This is a genomic window from Vibrio nomapromontoriensis, assembly GCF_050337205.1.
Taxonomy (GTDB): Bacteria; Pseudomonadota; Gammaproteobacteria; order Enterobacterales; family Vibrionaceae; genus Vibrio; species Vibrio nomapromontoriensis.
In genome coordinates, this window is the sequence record NZ_JAKJSS010000015.1 from 118,084 (window position 1) to 133,560 (window position 15,477).

Consider the following 15,477-nt stretch of genomic DNA (forward strand, 5'->3'; position numbering starts at 1 on the left):
CCTAGGCGGGCTGTGATATTGCCCGCCTAGAAATACACTTTTGCTTAGTTAGCAGAGCGTGAGCTTAGGCTCAAAATGTTAACGTCAATTAGGGACATGGGTTTGAATAACGTGTCCCTAATTCTTGAATATCGCTCATAAGTTCATCAGAAAGCGTAATGTCAATGCTATTAATATTTGCTTCAAGTTGAGATAAATTTGTGGCTCCAATAATATTTGATGCCACAAAAGGACGTTGATTAACAAATGCGAGTGCCATTTGTGAAGGATCAATATTATGTTTGTTTGCGATGTCAATATACGCTTGTGTTGCAGCAATACCCTGCGGTGTGAAATAACGAACAAAGCGTTCAAACTCGGTGCAACGAGCCCCTTTCGGTCTTTGACCATTAAGGTATTTTCCGCTTAAGCATCCAAAAGCAAGAGGGGAATATGCGAGCAGCTCAACACCTTCATGATGGCTTATTTCAGACAGGCCGACTTCGAAGCTGCGATTGAGCAAATTATAAGGGTTTTGTATGGAAACAATTCTCGGTAAATTATGTTTTTCAGCTAATTTTAATAGCGACATTACACCCCAAGGTGTTTCATTTGAAACGCCAATATAGCGGATTTTTCCAGCGTTAATTAATTCACTGAGTGCTTCTAATGTCTCAATCAAAGAGACGCCTTCGTTCCCTTCAGAGTAGGGGTAATTTAATTGACCAAAGCAGTTGGTTTGCCTTTGAGGCCAGTGAAGCTGATAGAGATCGATATAGTCGGTTTTGAGCCGTGTGAGACTATCGTCGATTGCTTGATGAAGGTTACGACGATCTAAACTCATATTATCTCTAATATAAGGAAGGGATCTTGGGCCTGCGACTTTAGTTGCAAGTATGACTTTTTGCCTTTTATCTGATTGTGATAACCAATCTCCGATGTAGCTTTCAGTTAGCCCCTGTGTTGTTGAGTTAGGTGGTACCGGGTACATTTCGGCGGTATCGATAAAGTTGACGCCGCGCTCTAGGGCAAAATCCAGTTGGTTGAATGCGTCTTTTTTTGTATTTTGTTCACCAAACGTCATTGTGCCCAAGGCGATTTTACTAACTTCAAGAGAGGAATGAGGGAGTGAATGATATTTCATTGAGCCTTCCTTGTTGCGATGGTTTTCTTTCACTATACCGCTTTTATCTAAAACTTCTGTTTAATTCCGACACTTCTGAATTTCTTTTACTAAACTGTAGTTTATTAATAAAGAATTAAAGCAATAAAGCATTGTCCACATGGATGACTAAAGGAGGTGGAATATGCAAAAACATCAGCTCGATCGGTGGTTACATGGGTATCATAAAGACAGCTATACCCCACCTAAACTCTTTGTAATTGGTTGTGCTGATATTTCACATTATTTATTAGCAGTGGAATATAAACATAAACTAGAACCGATTAAGGAAGATGATGAACCTATTCATTTTGAGTCCCTTGATTCAGTAAAAGAAGTGTTACAAAAACTGGGTGTTGAAAAGGCCTATCTTCGTTTACACAACGCCTATGATGAATGTGGTAGTGCAGGGGAAATGAATCGTTACTGCGATATCGAACTGAAACTACATTGAACGACTAAAGTAGGTCTCAAGAATGTAAGCCGTGAACTTGGCTCTTAGATAGAAACCACGTGGTAAGGTTTTGATAGGTTGACCGTTTACTCCATAAGCGCCAGTCGTTACGCGACTGTTAGCGGCTTTTGGTCGTATCTGCAAGATTTCACCATTGTGCGCAGTAAGTTGATTGATTTGACCTAGCGTGATGTGTTCCATCAACTCTTCCCAATCATTTTTTAGCATTAGTTCTTCTGCTGCTGACGGGCTCCAAATTAAAGGTGACCCTACTCGTCGCTCTGCGACCGGAATTTCTCTTTCACCCTCTACCGGCAACCAAAGCACGCGCGATAATTTATTACGAATGTGGCTGCGCTCCCATGTCAGTCCGTGCACACCAACAAGTGGGGCGACGCAGACAAATGTCGATTCTAATGGTGTTCCTGAATAACTAATCGGAATGCTTTTAAGCTCTATACCGATGTCGGGAAAATCTTGGGTTGGCTTACTCCCCGCTTTTGCGCCAAGGTGCCATTCCAACAATTGTCCAACCCAACCTTTATCTCGTTTTAGTGTTTCTGGGACGTGCATTTTCGCTTCTTGTGCGAGTTCACCAAATGTCAGGCCAGCAATGGCTCGGGCTCGGGCAAGTAATTCGGCTTCAGATGTTGGGGTTGCTTTCATAATAATGAATGTAATAAAGATGAATGACCCGTTTAGTTTACCATGGAGTATGGTGGCTGCCTGTACAAAAAAAGATCACAAGAGAGGCGGTTTGGATCTATGTATGAGTTATCCACAGCTTGATTTTTTATTTCTTTTATCTTTGATTGTCTGTATGAATAAACAGGTATACTGGTGAAACTAATGCTTGATTATTCGTGATTGATAAAATTGTTAGCTTACTGAGTGTGGATAAGCTTGCCTTTGGTCGATCTTTGACCGATCTAAGATCCTGCTTTGAAGTGCAGATCTATTTACGCTCTATATTTCTCCGTGCCTGTTTAATGCGTTGTTATTACTGGGTTTATTTTTTGGTGGTGATTTTTATCATGATGATGAGTAAGAAAACACTGATGAGTTAGAGTAGAAGATCAAAGATTCTTCACATGGTTATTCACAGAAAAGGTGAATAAATGTGGTCTAGGTCTCATTGTGATGTTGATAAGTAATGCAGTGAGCAAAACTTATCCATAGAAGTTCGATTAACTGGTAAATGTTCAAATTTACGGATGTCTACGTTTGCTCAACTTGGGGATATGTGGAAAAATCAAGGTAATGAAAATTTAATTGAGGTTGGCCAGTGATAGATGGCGATGGTTACCGACTAAATGTGGGTATTGTAATCTGTAACAACCATGGTCAGGTCTTCTGGGCTAAACGATACGGGCAACACTCATGGCAGTTTCCTCAGGGCGGTATTGACGAAGGTGAATCCCCTGAGCAGGCCATGTTCCGAGAATTATACGAAGAAGTCGGGTTAACAAAAGATGATGTAAAAATTGTCGGTGTTAGCCGCCATTGGCTAAGGTATAAGCTACCTAAACGATTGGTTCGTTGGGACTCGAAGCCTGTCTGTATTGGACAAAAACAGAAATGGTTCTTACTGCGTTTAGATTGTGATGAATCTAAGATTAATATGCAGCGCGGTAGCACCCCTGAGTTTGATGGTTGGCGTTGGGTAAGTTATTGGTATCCTGTTAGGCAAGTTGTCTCTTTTAAGCGTGATGTGTATCGTCGTGCGATGAAAGAATTTGCTTCTCTCGCAATGCCTTTTAAGGAACGTAAGTTTAAAGGCAAAAGAAAACACCGAAGAGGGTAAGTATGCTTTCGCAACTAAGGGAAATAGTTGAGCACGTATCTAAAGAAGATAATGTGCATGTGGCCCTCGAAATCTTAGTTAAACAGACTTGTGCAGCTATGCATACGGAATGCTGCACAATTTATCTGGCTAACGAGCAGCAACAGCGCTTAGAGCTTATGGCGACCCAAGGCCTAACGTTTCAAGGTGATACTATCCATATCAACTTTGACGAAGGTCTGGTAGGGCTAGTAAAGCGCACGGCTGAGCCGATCAATATCGCGCAAGCGGCCAAGCATTCCGCATTTAAATTTTTCCCTCAGCTAGGGGAAGATACCTACAATGCATTTCTAGGAACCCCTATCATTCACCGCAAGCAGGTGCTAGGGGTGCTTGTTATTCAACAAAAACAATCCCGTCAATTTAGTGAAACAGAAGAATCGTTTTTAGTAACACTTGCGGCGCAAGTTGCGGTACTTATTGCCCATGCCAAATCACAAGGGCTTGGTTTTTTTGACGATAATCAGCTAACGGTGGTTAAAGGAATTGCGGCTTCTTCAGGGGTTGCAATCGGTCCTATGTGGTGGGACAACACGCAGCCTGAGCTAAGTAACGTATTTCCAGCCTCTGCGTTAGATATAAATCGTGAACAAGAGCTGCTATCGCTTGCTATTGATAATGCCTTAGCAGATTTCAAGCGAATGCGTAAGAAGCTGGATCTTGAACTCAACAAAGATGCGTTAGCAATATTTGATCTCTTTACCCATTTGCTGAATGATCCCATGTTGCGAAAAGATCTGAAAATTCAGATAGCAAAGGGGGATAGAGCCGATTGGGCACTTCGCCAAGTGGTAGAGAGTTATGCGAACCGTTTTGCCAAAATGTCCGACATTTACCTTCGTGAGCGAGCACAAGATGTTCGAGAGCTCGGTCAGCGATTATTATTTTTCCTCCACAATTCTGAACAGCCAGTACACGAATTTTCTGAGCCGATAATTTTGGTTGTTAGAGAGCTAACCGCCTCTATTTTAGCGTCAGTACCCAAAGATAAGTTGCTTGCGGTCGTATCGCTTGAGGGTGCAGCGAACTCCCATGCGGCTATCTTATCTCGAGCAATGGGCATACCTGCGGTCATGGGCGTGAGTATTAACCCAGAGCTTTTAAGCGGCAAACTGTCAATTGTTGATGGTTATAGCGGTGAGATATTCCCGGATCCAAGCGCAGAGCTGTTAAGCGAATACCGTGAATTGGTGACGGAAGAGAGCGAGTTGTCTCGCATGGTTGAGCAGACGCTTGATTTGAGTGCGGCCACGAAAGATGGTCAACGCATTCAGGTGTTGCTCAACGCTGGATTAAGCGCCGATACCAGCATTTCATTGAACAAGGGTGTCGATGGTGTCGGGCTATATCGAACAGAAATTTCCTTTTTGTTGCAGCAGCAGTTTCCCTCAGAAGAAGAGCAGGTGCAACAATATCGCTCGGTATTACAGGCTTATCCGACGAAACGCGTTGTGATGAGAACGCTGGATATTGGGGGAGATAAGGCGCTGCCGTACCTGCCGATTGAAGAGGATAATCCATTTCTTGGATGGCGCGGTATTCGATTTACGCTCGACCACCCCGATATTTTTCTTATTCAATTACGAGCCATGCTAAGAGCCAGTCAAGGGCTTGATAATCTAAGTATTTTGTTACCAATGGTGACTTCGGTTCAGGAGCTAGATGGTGCGATTACGCTGATTAATCAAGCTTATGATGAAGTCGCGCAATTACAGCAAGATATTGTTCCACCGCAGATTGGTGTGATGATCGAAGTTCCTTCCATGCTTTATTTACTGCCATTTATGGCGGAAAAAGTCGATTTTGTTTCAGTAGGCACCAACGATTTGACACAATATTTGCTGGCAGTAGATCGAAATAATGCACAAGTCGCTGATATCTATGAGACATTACATCCTTCGGTGTTAGCGGCGATGAAGCATATTTTCCAAACATGTCAGTCTTATCAATTACCCGTGTGCATCTGTGGTGAATTAGCGGGTGACCCGATAGGCGCCTTATTGTTGGTTGGCTTAGGCTATGACACATTGAGTATGAATACCTCGAATGTTGCTAAAGTGAAGTATCTTCTTCGTCAAACCACAATGGAAGAATTGAAACACTTAGCCAGCCAAGCATTGCTGCAACCGTATGGCAATTCGATTTATAATCAGATGCGTGACTATTTTGAGGAAAAAGGCTTAGCTGGCTTTATTCGTGCCGGTAAATCTTAGTGCCCGCCTGTTGGAAATATTATGAACTTTGAACTTCTTTTTATGCTGCTTATTTTAGGAGCAGTAGTTGGCACGATGTCGGGTTTGCTGGGGATTGGCGGTGGTTTGATCGTAGTACCTGCGCTGGCTTATCTACTGCCGATGTTTGGCATTTCTGCAGAGTTGGTGATGCAAATCGCTCTGGCTACCTCACTCGCGTCTATCATTATTACTTCCGGTTCTTCCGCGTTGAATCATCTGAAACTTGGCAATGTGGATATTTTCGTCATTAAGTGGCTGTTGCCTGGTGTGATTGTTGGCGGTCTGGTTGGCTCGTTTGTCGCGGATTGGGTCCCTTTTCAATACTTACCTAAACTCTTTGCATTGATTGTATTGGCATTAGCGATCCAGATGATTTTGTCGATATCCTCGACATCGACTCGTCCACTCCCTTCCCCGGTAGTGACAAGTTGGTATGGGGCAATAATTGGCATGGTATCGAGCTTGGCGGGTATTGGCGGTGGTTCGATGTCGGTGCCCTTTTTAAGTAAGCATGGTGTAGAAATGCGTCGAGCTGTCGGCTCTTCCTCAGTGTGTGGTTGTGTGATTGCGATCTCAGGTATGATAGGCTTCATCTTCCATGGCACCAAGGCTGATGGGCTACCAGAATATAGCCTTGGTTATGTGTATGTACCTGCATTGTTAGCAATCGCGATGACCTCGATGCTGACGACGCGATTTGGCGCTAAGTTGGCGACAACAATGCCAACTCCGAAACTTAAAAAGATTTTCGCGGTCTTCTTAGTATTCGTATCATTTTCAATGATGTTTTAGCCTTTATTACCCAAACGTTAAGAGAGCAGTTTATGTCTCAGGGATTTATTGAATTTCCTAGTATTGACCCCGTTTTATTCGAGATTGGCCCTATTTCAGTTCGCTGGTATGGCTTGATGTATCTAGTTGGTTTTGCTTTCGCGATGTGGTTGGCGAATAGGCGTGCAGATAAGGCCGGTTCTGGCTGGACTCGTGAGCAGGTATCTGATTTGCTCTTCGCGGGTTTTTTAGGGGTGGTGATTGGCGGCCGTGTAGGTTACGTATTGTTTTATGGATTTGATACCTTAATACAAGATCCATTATACCTATTTAAAGTCTGGACAGGCGGTATGTCTTTCCATGGTGGGCTACTTGGCGTGATTACTGCCATGCTGTGGTATGCCCGTAAGAATGGTCGTACATTCTTCAATGTTGCTGATTTTATCGCGCCACTTGTGCCGTTCGGTTTAGGGATGGGACGTATTGGTAACTTTATGAACAGTGAACTTTGGGGGCGTGTAACCGACGTGCCTTGGGCGATTGTATTCCCTAATGGCGGCCCGCTTCCAAGGCACCCGTCTCAGCTGTATGAGTTCGCGCTAGAAGGCGTGGTGCTTTTCCTTATTCTAAATTGGTTTATTAAACGACCACGCCCTGAAGGTGCGGTATCTGGCTTATTCTTGTTAGGGTACGGTTGTTTCCGATTCCTTATTGAGTATGTTCGCGAACCTGATGCGCATTTAGGCCTATTTGGTGGTTTCATTTCAATGGGGCAGATCTTATCGTTGCCGATGGTTATCTTAGGTGCCTTGATGGTGGCATGGGCCTACAAGGTCAATAGCAACACGACACATAACGCAGCAAAGTAGTAGGAATTGTTATGAAGCAGTATTTGGATTTATGTCAGCGTATTGTTGATGAAGGCGTTTGGGTTGAAAATGAACGAACAGGGAAGCGCTGTTTAACCGTTATCAACGCAGATCTTACTTATGATGTTGCGGGCAATGCGTTTCCTTTAGTGACGACTCGTAAAAGTTTCTGGAAGTCTGCGGTTGCTGAATTGCTTGGTTATATTCGTGGCTATGATAATGCGGAAGATTTTCGTAAGTTAGGCACAAAAACTTGGGATGCGAACGCGAACCTTAATGAAGCTTGGTTGAACAATTCATATCGTAAAGGTGAAGACGATATGGGACGTGTGTATGGTGTTCAAGGGCGTGCTTGGGCGAAACCCGATGGGGGGCATATCGACCAACTTGGCAAAATTGTGGATGATTTAACGCGTGGTGTTGATGATCGTGGTGAAATCTTAAATTTTTATAATCCAGGTGAATTCCACATGGGTTGTTTACGCCCGTGCATGTACAGCCACCACTTTTCATTGCTTGGTGATACGTTGCATTTAAACAGTACGCAGCGTTCATGTGATGTTCCGCTGGGGCTGAATTTTAACATGGTGCAAGTCTATGTCTTTTTGGCCATCATGGCGCAGATCACTGGTAAGAAACCCGGTAAGGCTTATCATAAAATCGTCAATGGGCATATTTATGAAGATCAACTCGAACTTATGCGTGATGTGCAGTTAAAGCGTGAACCGCTTTCTGCTGCAACGTTCCACATTAACCCCAAGATTAAATCATTAAAAGATTTAGAGACATGGGTGACCATCGATGACTTTGAGGTCCGTGACTATCAGTGTCATGAGCCAATAAAATATCCGTTTTCTGTGTAACAAAAATGGCCGAGCATTACTCGGCCATTTTTATATGGTGCTAACGGAGAGGCTACCAATCAATACGAGTTCGATCGGTAAAGAATCCTGCCGTTGGGCCATCTTCGTTGAGTGTCGCTAGCCAAACGGCGGTATCAGCGCCTTCTCGTGGTGTCTTTGGTCTTACGTTATCACCATAGTCTGGTAAGTCATCGCTATTCATAGCGGAGTCAACCCAGCCTGGGCAGCAAGAATTGACTTTAATACCATAGGGCTCAAGTTCTTTGGCAAAGAGCACAGTGTTCGCATTAATCCCAATCTTTGATGCTTGGTAGGCAGCGCAAATATCTTCTTTAATCGGGGAGTTCATATCCGAAAGTTGCGCGAGTTGCCCAACTTGACTGGAGACATTCACGATGCGCGCTTGTTTGGCATTCTTTAGCAAAGGCGTTAGCGCTTTCGTTAACAAGAACGGACCTATTTGGTTGATCTCAAGCACTCTGCGGTACGTATCTTCATCCAGTTGGGAGGGGTGCTGCCCCATATCGACTAAGATAGCGGCATTGTTGATCAATACATCCAGTTGACCAAATTGCTCATCAATTAGATTGGCGATAGCAGGAAATATTGAGGACATGGCAAGATCGAGCTTTAGGTGCGAGGCAGAGTAGCCTTGTCGACGAAACTGATTGGCAAGTGGGCTACAAGATTGCACATCGGCCATAATGACATGGTAATCTTGTTCCATTAATAGAGCCGAAGTGGCTAGCCCAAGACCTTGATAAGCACCAGTAACTAAAGCAATCTTTTTCATTATGACCATACTCCCGTTTTAATTATTAGGCAGTGTAAGATAAATTTCTTATTACGGTCAGTAACAAACTCAAGGTTACTTTAGTTACATAGGTAACAGTTAGTCGTAGTACTCGTCTTCGATGATCTCTTCTTCGACGATCTCCTCCTCAATGACATCTTCTTCCACTACATCACCGACCACTTCACAAGCTTCTTCATCGTAAGCGCCATCGATTGCACCGCCTACCGCGCCTGCACCACCACCAATAGCCGCTCCTGCCGCCGCGCCTGAGCCACCATCCACGATACCGCCCACAACGGCACCAGTAATGGCTCCATCAACCGCGCCGTCGATAGCACCATCAGAGGTTTGATCACAGTAATATGCATAAGAAGGCGAGCTCAACATAGCGATAAGAAGAAGTGTTTTGATTTTCATAAGGAATTCACATTGTTATTGGACTTTGAGGTAGGGTAAATAACCGCTGAGAAAAACATAACCCACCGCAGGTAAACGTTTAGTCAGCATCGTGTGTGTTTATTGCTGTTGGTGATAATTAGCTTGCTTGTATCGGGTGCTCGCATCACTGTCGGCGTTTTGGGGCTGAGACATTAATAGGCTGAATAGCCCCTTCACCTTGCGAGCAACGGTCTGTGTCGCTCATAATAGTAAAAGAGGCGTTTGCAAAGGAGCATATTATGCGATGGTTTGGACTTGTATTGTTGGTGGTGTTAGCGGGTTGCAGCAGTGCGCCCTCGGAAATAAAAGTCGCGGATGAAAAGCAATTAGTGGCCTATAAAACGGCAGTGAGTGATGGAAATAGTGTCGTTGGCCAGCCAGCCAGATGGGGAGGGGTTATTGCGAAAGTCAGCAACCCTACAGAGGGTTCAAGTGTAGTAGAAATCAGCCAATTTGAACTCGATGACAAAGGAAGGCCAGATGAAACACAGCAAGGCTCTTCGCGTTTTGTCGTTAAGGTGGAACGATTTTTAGACCCTGCGGTGTTTATGCAAGGAAAACCGATGACATTTGTCGGGGTCATAGCGGCCAGTGAGACGATTAAGGTTGGTCAGCAAGTGTTACAAGTTCCGGTGCTTAAAGCATCGAATTACTATCTATGGACCAATGATAAGCGTATTAAAACCTACTATGTAGGCGATCCCTATTATGACTACTATTACGACCGCCATTATTATTGGGATTACGTGGATGAAGTGGATTTGATTGAACACTATGACGTGTACGATGCCTATGACTATGGTGACTACTAGCTATGCCCACAATTGGTAACAGATAACGAAAAAGCCCAACTTATCGTAAGTTGGGCTTCGTTTTTTCGTTCACCACTTTATGTGGAGCGGTGTCGTTCTTGGTTTTATGCTTATGCTGTTAGTGCGAGGATCGTACCCGGAATCACAACAAAGATAGAAGCAAGGTATCCAGCAACTACGGCTTTGTTTTTGATCGCCATCTCAGAAAGGTAGTCTGCCCCTTTAATTGGTAGCTCTCTTAAGAACGGAATACCAAAGATAAAGATGGTTGAGAATACGTTAAAGACCAAGTGAACCAGAGCAATCTGAAGAGCGAAAATAGCGAATTCTCCAGAAACAGCAGTCGCGGCAAGCAGGCCAGTGATACACGTGCCGATATTAGCACCCAGAGTGAATGGGTAAACATCGCGTACTTTCAACGTACCAGTACCAACAAGTGGAACCATTAGGCTTGTTGTTGTTGAAGAAGACTGAACTAAGACCGTTACGATAGAGCCCGAAACGATACCGTGGATAGGGCCACGACCAATCGCGTTTTTCAGGATTTCACGAGCACGTCCTACCATTAGGCTCTTCATTAGCTTGCCCATCACGGTGATAGCGACAAAGATAGTGGCGATACCAAGCACAATCAGTAGTACACCGCCTGTCACGTTACCAAATTGCATTAATGGCTCTTGGATAGCAGAGACGACAGGTTTTGTCATTGGTTTGATAAAGTTCAAACCGCCCATACTCATATCACCTGTTGCAAGCATTGGTGAAACTAGCCAATGGGAGACTTTTTCAAAAATGCCAAACATCATTTCTAATGGTAAGAAAATGAGGACGGCTAATAGATTAAAGAAGTCATGAATGGTGGCACTTGCAAAAGCACGCTTAAATTCAGTATTACAACGCACGTGGCCAAGACTAACCAATGTATTGGTTACCGTGGTGCCAATATTTGCACCCATGATCATCGGAATAGCGACGGTGACCGGAAGTCCGCCGGCAACAAGACCAACAATGATTGAAGTAACGGTACTTGATGATTGGATCAGGGCCGTAGCGACGAGACCAATCATTAACCCAGCAATAGGATGAGATGCAAACTCAAACAAGACCTTAGCCTGTTCACCCGTTGCGATCTTAAATCCACTGCCTACCATAGATACAGCAAGAAGTAGTAAATACAGCATGAATGCCAAGTTAGCCCAGCGTAGCCAACGTGTCGAATTCGACGTAGGTGTCGCAGCTGTCGTTGCTTGGTTAATCATAGTTTTCTCCGTGTGACCTTAATAAGTTTGTTGTAGGTCTGTAGTTGAATCTGCAGCGATAGTAGATCTGAAATATGACAGTAATATGACGATAATGTGTCGCTCGTTAATAACTGCGATATTTGTGGTTTTTTTAAAGTACTAATCGAGCGGTTTTGTTTTAACTTATTGATTTTTAATTGGTTTATTGATCGTGAGAAAAATAGATAAATAGACGATTTTTAATGAGTAAATTCGATTTTATCGTTTTATAGCGATCGTAATATGACAGCTATGACTGTGACTTATTCGGTAAAAGCGATGTTTGTGCTTGTTTGGTTCGGTTTTATCGATAATTGATGGGTTCGAGAGATTTTGCTATAAAGGTGTGGAGAATTTTAAGGCGGTAAGTCATGTCACATTTAAACTATAACCACGTGTACTATTTCTGGATGGTGTGCAAACAAGGCTCGGTAACTAAGGCGGCAGATGCTCTATTTTTAACGCCTCAAACGGTGACTGGGCAGATCAAAGCACTAGAGGAAAGAATGGATGGCAAGCTAACGAAGCGAAATGGAAGAAGCGTTGAGCCGACAGAGTTAGGCCAGCTTGTTTATAAATACGCGGATCGCATGTTTGGCTTGAGTTATGAAATGCTCGATATTGTTAATTACAGCCAACGCTCAAATATTCTTTTTGATGTCGGCGTAGCAGATGCATTATCAAAACGTTTAGTGAGCAAAATACTCATGACTACTATTCCTGATGACAACAGTATTCACTTAAGGTGTTTTGAGTCGACTCACGAAATGTTATTAGAACAGCTTTCTCAACATAAACTGGATATGATTTTGTCGGACTGTCCAGTAGATTCCAGTCAAAGCCCTGGGCTATTTAGTAAAAAGCTTGGAGAAAGTCGTATGAGTTTCTTTACTTCCGGCCATGTTGAGGGGGGGCATTTCCCTGAAATATTGGAGCAAAGAAAGCTCCTTCTTCCCGGAAGTCGAACATCGATGGGACGAAAAATTCACCAATGGTTCGATCGACAAGGCATTCAGCCCAACATTTTAGGCGAATTTGATGATGTCGCCTTGATGAAAGCTTTCTCCATGTATAAAGAAGACGTCATCTTTTTGGCTCCAAGCTTGTATATGTCCGAGATTTCCGATCGGCGCCCACTTCAGCATATTGGTGATATTGATGATCTTAAAGAAGAATATTATGTCATTTTTGCAGAGAGAATGATTCAGCACCCCGCGGTGAAAGGGGTATGCGAAGCAGACTTTAGCGAGTTGTTAAACGTTTAGGAAATTGTCTATCGTTAAAGAACCATGAATTTGTTTAAAAACTGTTACGCAGTTTGATTATAGCCATGTAAAATGTGATGAATTGTACTAATTGACAAGGCATGGCTATTAAGACAAAAGCTCGTGTCTGACGTTGCTGAAAAGAAAGAGGTAAAATATGAATTTGCAGGAGATGGAAAAAAACGCACCACAAGCGGTTGTTCTCCTAAAAGCGATGGCCAACGAGCGTCGTCTGCAAATACTTTGCATGCTGCATAATACTGAGTTGTCAGTTGGTGAGTTGTGCGATTATTTAAAGCTAAGCCAATCAGCGCTTTCTCAGCACTTGGCGTGGCTGCGTCGGGATGGGCTAGTGTCGACACGCAAAGAGGCTCAGACTGTCTTCTACACATTAAGCAGTGTCGAAGTTCGTCAAATGATTGAGTTACTACATGGCTTGTATTGCAAAGAAGAGTAAGCAGTACCGTGTTGGAGGATTATCGTTGCGTGAACGTAGTCCTTCATTAGCAACGAAGTATAAAAGTAATAGATACAAAAAAACCGGCCAAGGCCGGTTTTTTAATGCAAATCAAGTTCTAATTAAAGAGCTTTGATTGCTGCAGTGAAGCGAGACTTATGACGAGCCGCTTTATTCTTATGAATAAGGCCTTTAGTCGCCATACGGTCTAGAAGAGGTGTAACTTCAACTAGTGCCGCTGTTGCTGCTTCTTTATCGCCTGCTTCAATAGCAGCGATAGTTTTTTTCATGTAAGTGCGCATCATAGAACGACGGCTAGCATTGTGCTGACGACGTTTCTCAGCTTGGATAGCGCGCTTCTTAGCAGATTTACTGTTTGCCAAGGGTCTAACTCCCAAAAACTTAGTTCGGTGACAATTTAAGGGCGAGGAATATCCTCTATTTGCACTTAAATGTCAACTGATTTGTGCAAAAACCCAACGATATAAAACAAGTTTTGATATCTGGAGGTCTTCGCGGTTAAGATGGCGGGGATTCTAACAGTATTTTTCAACCAATGCTAATACTAATCCGCTCTTCAATAACAAAGACGATAGAAACCTTTCTGTGACAAGGTATTAGCAAGGTAATTAGGGGTTCAAGTGAGTAAAAGGCTTCTTAAGTCAGGCATGATTGTGAGTGCAATGACACTTGTGTCCCGAGTATTGGGACTGGTTCGCGATGTTGTCGTGGCAAATTTAATGGGAGCCGGTGCCAGTGCGGATGTGTTCTTTTTTGCCAACAAAATACCTAACTTTTTACGTCGCTTGTTTGCTGAAGGGGCATTTTCGCAAGCTTTCGTACCCGTTTTAACAGAGTACCATGCCGCGGGTGATAAAGAGAAAACTCGAGATCTTATTGCCAAGGCGTCAGGGACGCTTGGTGTGCTTGTATCGATAGTGACACTGTTTGGTGTCCTCGGTTCCGGTGTCGTGACGGCGTTATTTGGTTTTGGTTGGTTCCTAGATTGGCTTAATGATGGGCCTGCTGCGCCTAAGTTTGAGCTAGCCAGCTTGATGTTGAAGATCACCTTTCCCTATTTATGGTTTATTACCTTTGTCGCCTTGTCCGGTGCCATTCTCAATACCTTGGGGAAATTTGCGGTCTCATCGTTTACACCTGTTTTCTTAAACGTGATGATTATTGGCAGCGCATGGTTTATTGCCCCAGGTCTTGAACAGCCCGAAATTGGTTTGGCGATAGGTGTTTTTCTTGGTGGCTTTGTGCAGTTTGTGTTTCAAATTCCCTTCCTAGTTAAGGCTGGGGTATTAGTGAAACCTAAGTGGGGGTGGCGTGATCCTGGCGTTGTTAAAATTCGAACGTTAATGATTCCTGCTCTTTTTGGTGTGTCGGTCAGTCAAATTAATTTGTTGTTTGATACGTTTATTGCCAGCTTTCTTGCTACGGGTTCTATCAGTTGGCTGTATTACTCCGATCGTTTACTAGAGTTTCCGTTAGGGTTATTTGGTATTGCGATTGCCACCGTTATTCTTCCCGCCTTATCTCGAAAACATGTCGATGCCCATAGCCAAGGGTTTGCATCGACGATGGATTGGGGAGTAAGAATGGTGGTGTTGCTTGGGTTGCCAGCCATGCTTGGTTTGATGGTACTCGCTAAACCAATGCTGATGGTGTTATTCATGCGTGGTGAATTTACCCCTCATGATGTAGAGCAAGCTTCGATGTCTTTGTTGGCTTATGCGTCAGGGCTACTTAACTTTATGTTGATTAAAGTGCTGGCTCCGGGGTATTTCTCGCGACAAGACACCAAAACGCCAGTTAAGTACGGCATTATCGCGATGGCTTCTAATATGGTGTTTAATGCCATATTCGCTTATTTCTATGGCTATGTTGGTCTTGCGATGGCGACAGCCTTATCGGCGTTGGTCAATATGGTGCTGTTGTATCGAGGTCTTCACATTCAGCAGGTATACCGAGTAACTAAGCAAACGCTGATTTTTATTGCCAAACTAGCCGTGAGTGCCATCGTGATGGTGGCGGTGGTTGTGTGGCGTTTAGATGACATGCAACAGTGGTTATCTTGGGGGCTCGCACAGCGCGCTACAACGCTAACAATGTTGATTGTGCTTGGTGGGGCAACCTACCTATTTACACTCTTGCTACTTGGCATTAGAGTGAAGGATTTAAAAGCAGCGACAGATTAGCAATGTTTCGTTATAATCCGTCGGTTTCACACTGCTATTATTAACTTCAA

Annotated in this window: 16 protein-coding genes; 10 read left to right on the forward strand and 6 right to left on the reverse strand. The window is 43.7% G+C overall.

From position 1 onward, the window contains the following. Nucleotides 1–88 precede the first annotated feature (88 nt). On the reverse strand, nucleotides 89–1,123 hold the full coding sequence (locus L4D05_RS19035; protein WP_428754615.1) for an NADP(H)-dependent aldo-keto reductase: 1,035 nt from the start codon (nucleotides 1,121–1,123) through the stop codon (nucleotides 89–91). Nucleotides 1,124–1,286: 163 nt separating this feature from the next. On the opposite strand from L4D05_RS19035, the gene L4D05_RS19040 reads away from it, so the two are divergent. Further along, nucleotides 1,287–1,595 (forward strand): DUF6482 family protein, encoded by a 309-nt coding sequence (locus L4D05_RS19040; RefSeq protein WP_428754581.1) that lies wholly within the window; start codon nucleotides 1,287–1,289, stop codon nucleotides 1,593–1,595. On the opposite strand, the gene mutH is transcribed toward L4D05_RS19040, so the two are convergent. Further along, nucleotides 1,587–2,261: a DNA mismatch repair endonuclease MutH gene (gene mutH / locus L4D05_RS19045; RefSeq protein ID WP_428794942.1), complete on the reverse strand. Its 675-nt coding sequence runs from the start codon at nucleotides 2,259–2,261 to the stop codon at nucleotides 1,587–1,589. The two genes, L4D05_RS19040 and mutH, sit on opposite strands and share 9 nt — an antisense overlap. Before the next feature lie 619 nt (nucleotides 2,262–2,880). On the opposite strand from mutH, the gene rppH reads away from it, so the two are divergent. From rppH to L4D05_RS19070, 5 genes are read left to right on the forward strand one after another with little or no spacing between them, the layout of a single operon-like run. Then, nucleotides 2,881–3,399, forward strand: a complete 519-nt coding sequence (rppH, locus tag L4D05_RS19050; protein WP_250617519.1) for an RNA pyrophosphohydrolase — start codon at nucleotides 2,881–2,883, stop codon at nucleotides 3,397–3,399. Nucleotides 3,400–3,401: 2 nt separating this feature from the next. After that, entirely contained in the window at nucleotides 3,402–5,651 is a 2,250-nt protein-coding gene (gene ptsP, locus L4D05_RS19055; RefSeq protein ID WP_428754583.1) for a phosphoenolpyruvate--protein phosphotransferase, read from the forward strand. 21 nt (nucleotides 5,652–5,672) lie between these two features. Then, entirely contained in the window at nucleotides 5,673–6,464 is a 792-nt protein-coding gene (locus tag L4D05_RS19060; RefSeq protein WP_428794943.1) for a sulfite exporter TauE/SafE family protein, read from the forward strand. A gap of 32 nt (nucleotides 6,465–6,496) precedes the next feature. Beyond that, nucleotides 6,497–7,312, forward strand: coding sequence for a prolipoprotein diacylglyceryl transferase (lgt, locus tag L4D05_RS19065; protein ID WP_428754585.1), 816 nt, complete (start codon nucleotides 6,497–6,499; stop codon nucleotides 7,310–7,312). Nucleotides 7,313–7,323: 11 nt separating this feature from the next. Next, entirely contained in the window at nucleotides 7,324–8,175 is an 852-nt protein-coding gene (locus tag L4D05_RS19070) for a thymidylate synthase (RefSeq protein ID WP_428754586.1), read from the forward strand. Nucleotides 8,176–8,227: 52 nt separating this feature from the next. On the opposite strand, the gene L4D05_RS19075 is transcribed toward L4D05_RS19070, so the two are convergent. Both L4D05_RS19075 and L4D05_RS19080 read right to left on the reverse strand, forming a co-directional pair. Then, nucleotides 8,228–8,968, reverse strand: coding sequence for an SDR family NAD(P)-dependent oxidoreductase (locus tag L4D05_RS19075; protein ID WP_428754587.1), 741 nt, complete (start codon nucleotides 8,966–8,968; stop codon nucleotides 8,228–8,230). Nucleotides 8,969–9,067: 99 nt separating this feature from the next. Continuing rightward, nucleotides 9,068–9,388, reverse strand: coding sequence for a YMGG-like glycine zipper-containing protein (locus tag L4D05_RS19080; RefSeq protein ID WP_428754588.1), 321 nt, complete (start codon nucleotides 9,386–9,388; stop codon nucleotides 9,068–9,070). Nucleotides 9,389–9,648: 260 nt separating this feature from the next. On the opposite strand from L4D05_RS19080, the gene L4D05_RS19085 reads away from it, so the two are divergent. After that, the gene (locus L4D05_RS19085) at nucleotides 9,649–10,221 is read left to right on the forward strand and encodes a Slp family lipoprotein (RefSeq protein WP_428754589.1); all 573 of its coding nucleotides are present in this window, start codon (nucleotides 9,649–9,651) and stop codon (nucleotides 10,219–10,221) included. 110 nt (nucleotides 10,222–10,331) lie between these two features. Here the strand turns inward: L4D05_RS19085 and L4D05_RS19090 are convergent, their stop codons facing one another. Further along, nucleotides 10,332–11,477, reverse strand: coding sequence for a Na/Pi symporter (locus L4D05_RS19090; protein WP_428754616.1), 1,146 nt, complete (start codon nucleotides 11,475–11,477; stop codon nucleotides 10,332–10,334). A 395-nt stretch (nucleotides 11,478–11,872) separates the two neighbouring features. Between L4D05_RS19090 and nhaR the strand changes: the two genes are divergently transcribed. Together nhaR and L4D05_RS19100 are read left to right on the forward strand one after the other, a co-directional pair. Then, nucleotides 11,873–12,766, forward strand: a complete 894-nt coding sequence (nhaR, locus tag L4D05_RS19095) for a transcriptional activator NhaR (RefSeq protein ID WP_428754590.1) — start codon at nucleotides 11,873–11,875, stop codon at nucleotides 12,764–12,766. 157 nt (nucleotides 12,767–12,923) lie between these two features. Next, nucleotides 12,924–13,223 carry an ArsR/SmtB family transcription factor gene (locus L4D05_RS19100; protein ID WP_265676406.1) on the forward strand — a complete coding sequence of 100 codons (300 nt, stop codon included), beginning with the start codon at nucleotides 12,924–12,926 and terminating at the stop codon, nucleotides 13,221–13,223. A gap of 122 nt (nucleotides 13,224–13,345) precedes the next feature. Here the strand turns inward: L4D05_RS19100 and rpsT are convergent, their stop codons facing one another. Next, complete coding sequence (gene rpsT, locus L4D05_RS19105) at nucleotides 13,346–13,606, reverse strand: 30S ribosomal protein S20 (RefSeq protein WP_102469934.1); 261 nt, start codon at nucleotides 13,604–13,606, stop codon at nucleotides 13,346–13,348. Nucleotides 13,607–13,864: 258 nt separating this feature from the next. Between rpsT and murJ the strand changes: the two genes are divergently transcribed. After that, on the forward strand, nucleotides 13,865–15,427 hold the full coding sequence (murJ, locus tag L4D05_RS19110) for a murein biosynthesis integral membrane protein MurJ (RefSeq protein ID WP_428794944.1): 1,563 nt from the start codon (nucleotides 13,865–13,867) through the stop codon (nucleotides 15,425–15,427). The last annotated feature ends 50 nt before the right edge of the window (nucleotides 15,428–15,477 follow it).